General features: G+C 41.1%; 4 protein-coding genes. 3 read left to right on the forward strand and 1 reads right to left on the reverse strand.

Annotated features, from left to right (window positions below; all coding sequences use genetic code 11):
- Positions 1-431 precede the first annotated feature (431 nt).
- The 3 genes from WAK81_RS01075 (at position 432) to WAK81_RS01085 (ending at position 4,930) form a co-directional block, all read left to right on the forward strand.
- Positions 432-2,597: a malate synthase G gene (locus WAK81_RS01075; RefSeq protein ID WP_422195328.1), complete on the forward strand. Its 2,166-nt coding sequence runs from the start codon at positions 432-434 to the stop codon at positions 2,595-2,597.
- A 127-nt stretch (positions 2,598-2,724) separates the two neighbouring features.
- A complete protein-coding gene (locus tag WAK81_RS01080; protein ID WP_422195329.1) occupies positions 2,725-4,173 on the forward strand; it encodes an aldehyde dehydrogenase family protein in 1,449 nt (482 codons plus the stop codon).
- Between the two features lie 91 nt (positions 4,174-4,264).
- A complete protein-coding gene (locus WAK81_RS01085) occupies positions 4,265-4,930 on the forward strand; it encodes an SOS response-associated peptidase family protein (RefSeq protein WP_422195330.1) in 666 nt (221 codons plus the stop codon).
- A gap of 77 nt (positions 4,931-5,007) precedes the next feature.
- Here the strand turns inward: WAK81_RS01085 and WAK81_RS01090 are convergent, their stop codons facing one another.
- Positions 5,008-5,472: a MarR family winged helix-turn-helix transcriptional regulator gene (locus tag WAK81_RS01090; RefSeq protein ID WP_422195331.1), complete on the reverse strand. Its 465-nt coding sequence runs from the start codon at positions 5,470-5,472 to the stop codon at positions 5,008-5,010.
- Positions 5,473-5,898 lie beyond the last annotated feature (426 nt).

Below are 5,898 nucleotides of genomic sequence, written 5' to 3' on the forward strand. Positions count from 1 at the left end.
CGGATGAATACCTGAATTCTGAACATCGCCAGATTGAGAAAATAGCCTCCGTGAACGGAGAGTAAGAATAAAAGCGCTGGTTATTTACTGGCGCTTTTTTTATAAAAATAAGTACTTGAATTGTCGACAAGCCTGATTAAAAATGGCTTAATCTTGGTCTAAATATGATCGTGTATAACTAGAATGCATAATTTTTACTCGAAAATCTGAACTTAAGTCTAATTTCTACATTTCGAAAACTTTATACACTGTCATTAAGGTATTTAGCAGAATGATATCTATTTGCAACTGAGAAAGATCAAATATGTTTATGAGGGTATTCATATTGGAAAAAATGCTCAGTATTTAGCAATGTGATAATACTATTCAGCTAGATTTTAATCGGTATACTAGAATCTCTTGTATAAAAAGTAGCAATATCAGGAAAGACAATGACTGCACGTATTCAAAAAGGCAAGTTAGCGATTGCTAAAGAACTTTACGATTTCATCGAAAATGAAGCACTACCAGGTTCTGGTTTAGACAGCGAAACATACTGGAAAAACTTTGAACAAGTCGTTGTGGATCTTAGCCCTAAAAATAAAGCACTTTTGGCTAAGCGTGATGACATTCAGGCGAAAATTGATGAATGGCACCGCAATAACACATTTGAATTACAAGCTTACAAAGCTTTCTTGACTGAAATTGGCTACTTGTTACCAGAAGTAGAAGATTTTCAAATCAGCACTGAAAATGTAGACGAAGAAATTGCAGTATTGGCAGGTCCGCAGTTGGTGGTACCGGTACGTAATGCACGTTACTGCCTGAACGCTGCAAACGCACGTTGGGGTTCTTTGTACGATGCACTTTATGGTTTCGACGTAATCTCTGAAGAAGATGGCGCGGAAAAAGGCAAAGGCTATAACCCGAAACGTGGTGAGAAAGTTGTCGTATTTGCAAAGAATTTCCTCGACGAAACTTTCCCATTGGCACAAGGTTCGCACGCAGACGCAACTCAATACGCAGTTGAAGGCAATGCACTGGTTGTTACCCTAAAAGACGGTTCAAAAACAACTGTGGCAGATGCTGCTAAATTTGTTGGCTACAATGGCGAACCTTCAGCACCGACTGAAATCGTATTTAAAAATAATGGCCTGCACGCTATTGTGCAAATCGATGCAAGCAGCCCGATTGGCCAAACTGATGCCGCTGGTGTAAAAGACGTCGTACTTGAAGCGGCGGTTACGACCATTCAGGACTTGGAAGACTCGATCGCAGCCGTTGATGCTGAAGAGAAAGTAGAAGGCTACCGTAACTGGTTAGGCCTCATGAAAGGCACTTTAGAAGAGTCAATTGAGAAAAACGGTAAAACTGTTAGCCGTAAACTGAATGAAGACCGTACTTTCAAAAATGTAGAAGGTGGTGAGACTAAAGTTCACGGCCGTTCATTGATGTTGCTGCGTAATGTTGGTCATTTAATGACAAACCCTGCGATTCTGGTAGATGGCGCAGAAATCTATGAAGGCATCATGGATGCACTGGTTACGCCATTGTTGTCTTTTGCAGACATCAAAAGTGAAAATACCATCAAGAACTCACGTCAAGGTTCAATGTATATCGTTAAACCGAAAATGCACGGTCCTGAAGAAGTGGGATTTGCCGTTGAATTGTTTGAACGTGCAGAACAGGCACTTGGCTTACCTGCAAAAACTTTAAAAATCGGGATTATGGATGAAGAACGCCGTACTTCTGTGAACTTGAAGAACTGTATTGCACAAGCCAAAGATCGTACCATTTTTATTAATACAGGTTTCATGGACCGTACCGGCGATGAAATCCATACCTTTATGGAAGCTGGTCCATTCGTTCGTAAAGGCGAAGTAAAAGGCCAAATCTGGTTCCCGGCTTATGAAAACCGTAACGTGATGATCGGTTTGCAAGCAGGTTTACGTGGTAAAGCACAAATCGGTAAAGGCATGTGGCCAAAGCCAGACATGCTGCTTGACATGTACAAAACCAAAACTGAGCATCCTGAAGCGGGTGCAAGCTGTGCGTGGGTTCCATCACCTACAGGTGCGGTGATCCACGCGATTCACTATCACCAGATTAATGTTGCAGACCGTCAGCAAGAGTTATTGTCGACTCAGCCTTTATCTCTAGATGATTTGTTGACACCGCCATTGGCGAAAGACACTAACTGGTCTGAAGAAGAAAAAACCAAAGAACTCGAAAATAACTGTCAAGGTATCCTGGGTTATGTCGTTCGTTGGGTAGATTTGGGTGTAGGTTGTTCTAAAGTGCTAGACATCAATGATGTCGGTTTAATGGAAGACCGTGCAACTCTACGTATTTCTTCACAACATGTTGCGAACTGGTTACGTCACGGTATTGTAAGTCGTGAACAGGTAGAAGAAGTGATGCAACGTATGGCGAAAATTGTAGATCAGCAAAATGCCAATGATCCATTGTATACGCCAATGTCTGCTGACTTTGCCAACAATATTGCATTCCAGGCAGCATCTGATCTGATCTTTAAAGGTGGTGAGCAGCCATCAGGTTATACCGAGCCGCTTCTACACGCAGCGCGTTTAAAGTTAAAAGGTTATACAGGTGACTAATTCTGTCTAGCTAAAAAAGCCTCTTCGGAGGCTTTTTTATTGTTTAATGGTAAGCAGTCGTTGTTCTGACTAGAAATTTTCCAGACGAACTCTTAAAGTGGGGCAAAGCATGCGAGGAAACAATAAAATGATGACGGTATATCAAAAATTAGACCAGCAGTTTATTCATGGTCAGTGGCAAGGCGGTACTTCAACCAGAACAATTAAAAATATCAATCCCTATACCCAGAGCGAAATTTTTAGCATGGCAGCTGCCAGTTCCGTCGATGTCGACAGTGCTTATACCGCAGCAGAGCAGGCTTTTCAGCAGGGTGTTTTGAATTCCACTGAAGTACGTAAAACAGTGCTACAAAATGTGATCACAATTATTCAGCAGCGTCGGGACGAAATAATTGACTGGCTCATTATTGAATCAGGAAGTACGCGCATTAAAGCCACCCTAGAAGTTGATGCTGCTCTGGGCATTATTCAGGAAAGTATGGCTTTTCCAGATCAGCTCAAAACAGAACAGCTGGAAAGTAAAGATCCGACACGTAAAAGTTTAGTTTTGCGTAAGCCGTTAGGCGTGATTGCTGTCATTAGTCCATGGAACTTTCCATTTCATTTGTCTTTACGCTCAGTTGCAACAGCAATTGCCTGTGGCAATACAGTTGTACTGAAGCCGGCCAGTGATACCCCGGTGACTGGCGGTACCTTAATCGGAAAGCTATTTGAAGAAGCAGGTTTACCTGGAGGTGCACTGAATATCGTTGCCGGTGCTGGCAGTGAAATCGGGGATTATTTTGTCGAGCATTCGGTGCCAAAAATGATTTCCTTTACCGGTTCGACTGAAGTGGGGAAAAGTGTCGGTAGCAAAGCCTTGGCCAGTTCCCGAATCAAGCGTTTGGCACTTGAACTGGGTGGCAATGCACCTTTGGTCATTCTGGATGATGCCGATCTTGATCTAGCGGTTGAACTGACGCTGATGGGGCGTTTTATGCATCAGGGACAAATTTGCATGAGTACTAACCGGGTCATTGTCGATGCATCAATCCATGATGCTTATGTAGATAAGCTCTTGGATCAGATCAAAATGATTCCGGTGGGTGATCCGAATCTTGAAGATACCGTGATTGGGCCGATCATTAACCAAAGTCAGGTTGAAAAGCATCAACAGATCATTCAAACAGGCAGCGAGCAGGGCGCACAACTGGTGTATGAAGGGGGAATTGAAGGAAATCTAGTTTATCCACATATTTTTATTGATGTCGCTGAAAATTCCGATCTGGCACAACAAGAAAGCTTCGGTCCGATTTTACCTATCCTAAAAGCCCGTGATGAAGCACATGCCTTAAATCTGGCCAATGCAACCGAGTTTGGGTTGTCCAGCGCCGTATGTACCTCAAACATCGAGCGAGGCAGCGCTTTTGCGGCACAACTGGATATTGGGATGACGCATATTAATGGGATTAGTGTTGCAGACCAGCCGAATGCACCTTTTGGTGGCGAGAAAAATTCAGGACTGGGTCGTTTTAATGGACGCTGGATTTTTGAAGAATTTACCCGCACGCATTGGCTGACGGTTCCAGGCGAATAATAGTAAATAATATAAATTACCTATAATCCATACAGGTTCACTGCAGGCGCCAAGTTATAATCTGTAAATCAAATGATTTATCTGATGAAGCATGTGCGCCAACTTTAAGCCTTTAACCTTAGAACAGTTGCATAATTTGGGATTGCCAGAAATTCCTTTTGAATATCCAGAGGAAGTCTATCCCAATTATGCTGTACCGCTTTTATTTCATTCAGCTCAAGGACTGGAATGGCGTTCCGTGAATTTTGGACTCATTCCGAAATGGGCAGAAGACAAAACTATAGGTACCAAGACCTATAATGCCAGAAATGAAACTTTACTGCAAAAGTCAACCTTTGCTGAAGCCACTGCCAAATGTCATTTTGGCGTCATTCCGGTATCGGAATTTTATGAGTCCAAATATTTTGACAATAAACCGCAGCGTTGGGGGGTAAGACGTAAAGATGGTCAGGCGACTTTTATTGCAGCTGTGTATGAGATTGCTCGGGTACAAGGGGAAATTGTACGCTCCGCCAGCATGATTACCATGGATGCAATTGACCATCCCATGATGAAGGAGTTTCATGAGCCCGGTAATATCAAACGCTCGGTTATTGTGATTCCACAGCAGCGACTGCAAGAATGGCTAATGCTAAGAAGGCATCCGGATATTCGTAGCTTTGTAAAGGGCTTTCCGGTAGAAGAGTTTGAATGTTCACATGTACCAAAAGAAAAAATCAAAAAAGTCAGTCCACAACTGAACTTTTTTGATTTTTAGAAAGCTCTGGCGAATTATTTATTATTGTAAAGTATGCGCCAATTCGCCAGCGTCTATTTAAAATAAAAAGTAGGTTCTTAACGAGCTAAATTTTTGAAAATATGACGTAAACTTTCCATGGTTTTTTCAATTTGCAAAGGCGTCAGTCCTTCAAATGACTGTTCCAGTACCACATTGGTCAGATCATTGATCTTATGAGTCATTTGCATACCTTTATCGGTCAAAAATACTCGGGTAATCCGTGCATCATCCTCACATGAATAGGTTTCAACCAGACCTTCATCTTTTAAGCGGTAGACAATTTTAGTCGTGGTCGACATTTTAGAGACAACCATCTCTGACAAATCAGAAACACTGGCATGCGGTTTGGCTTTGAGTGCAAGAAGGATGCGGCGGCGGGAATTGTCAACACCATACTTTTTCAGTGCATGATCGACATTAAGGACGTATTGAGCATGAACCTGAGTTACCCAATAATATGGAAAGTTTTCTAAATTAAATTCTTCCGTACACGGCAAAAATTTTGCATATTTTTTAGTCATGAAATGTTCCTTGTATTTATTTTTCTAGGGCCCGTTCATTTTATGAAAAAGTTTATGCATGTTTCAACCTTTATTTTAAAAATGTTAAAGCGCTAACACTTTTTAGTTTTGCTTAACACCCCAAGGAGTTGACCAGTTCTGCATGTGAGCCTTATCAGGCGGGGAGATTGTTCTTTAAAATCGGATGAAAGGCGATAATATTTTGTATAAATTTAATTCTTCATCCTATATTTAATGAGTAGAAATGTTTTTCGAGACTTTTTATTACTCTTAAGCAGCCTTTCTAAATGAATTTTTAATATAAACAATTGTATTTTAATAAATTAAGTCATTGGAAATATACAGAGCTATTGAATAGTTTTAATGACTACATTGAGTGAACGTTTGAAGCTATATTTTTAAGTGATTGTTCTTTCAATAAAAAAA

It is taken from the genome of Acinetobacter sp., assembly GCF_049284435.1.
Classification (GTDB): Bacteria; Pseudomonadota; Gammaproteobacteria; order Pseudomonadales; family Moraxellaceae; genus Acinetobacter.

Bases quoted from the DNA above. Each gene is read 5' to 3' on its own strand.
- WAK81_RS01075 (WP_422195328.1), top strand. From the start codon at position 432: ATGACTGCACGTATTCAAAAAGGCAAGTTAGCGATTGCTAAAGAACTT.
- WAK81_RS01080 (WP_422195329.1), top strand. From the start codon at position 2,725: ATGATGACGGTATATCAAAAATTAGACCAGCAGTTTATTCATGGTCAG.
- WAK81_RS01085 (WP_422195330.1), top strand. From the start codon at position 4,265: ATGTGCGCCAACTTTAAGCCTTTAACCTTAGAACAGTTGCATAATTTG.
- WAK81_RS01090 (WP_422195331.1), bottom strand. From the start codon at position 5,472: ATGACTAAAAAATATGCAAAATTTTTGCCGTGTACGGAAGAATTTAAT.